Below are 723 nucleotides of genomic sequence, written 5' to 3'. Positions count from 1 at the left end.
TGTTAGCTTGATCATGGGGTTACCTGTTTCTTGGGTTCTCCAGCAAGCCCCCACTGTGAAAGGGCTCGACATACAAGGTGCTCATGGTTCCGTTTGGCAAGGTCAGGCTTCTAGCGTGCGTTGGCAGCGTCAAAACCTAGGGCAAGTGAATTGGGATTTCCAATGGTCTAGCTTGTTTACCGGCAAAGCCGAATTTTCGGTACGTTTTGGGCGCGGCAGCGATATGAACATTCGCGGTCGAGGTTTAGTTGGATACAGTCTCAGCGATGGCCCTTACGCGGAAAATTTGGTGGCGTCGATCCCGGCATCGAAAGCCGTCGAACAAGCGCGCCTGCCGGTGCCTGTTGGTGTTGATGGCCAGCTGGAGTTGAACATTCGTCATGCGACTTACGCAGCTCCGTGGTGTAAAACTGGTGAAGGCACATTGGTTTGGAGTGCCAGTGGCATTCAAAGTCCAGTGGGAAGCTTAGAGCTTGGCCCTGTTATTGCTGATTTGAAATGCCAAGATAGCGTGCTAACTGCATCAGGTGAGCAAACCAGTACGCAAGTTTCCTCGGCGTTTTCAGCGGAACTGATGCCGAATCAACGCTATTCAACGAAAGCGTGGTTTAAACCTGGCGCAGATTTCCCATCAAGCATGGGGGAGCAGTTGAAATGGCTTGGACAGCCAAACGCACAAGGCCAATACGAGTTTGACTACAAAGGCCGATTCTAATCTCGATC

1 protein-coding gene is annotated in these 723 nt (G+C 51.6%); it reads left to right on the top strand.

All coding sequences use genetic code 11. The features are described from left to right. The first annotated feature begins 7 nt into the window (after nucleotides 1–7). Nucleotides 8–715 (top strand): type II secretion system protein N, encoded by a 708-nt coding sequence (locus tag R7Q11_RS26175; RefSeq protein ID WP_225467000.1) that lies wholly within the window; start codon nucleotides 8–10, stop codon nucleotides 713–715. Nucleotides 716–723 lie beyond the last annotated feature (8 nt).

It is taken from the genome of Vibrio sp. 970 (genome assembly GCF_033339075.1).
The sequence above is the reverse complement of the archived record's forward strand: the minus strand, read 5'-3'. Positions and strand labels throughout refer to the sequence as shown.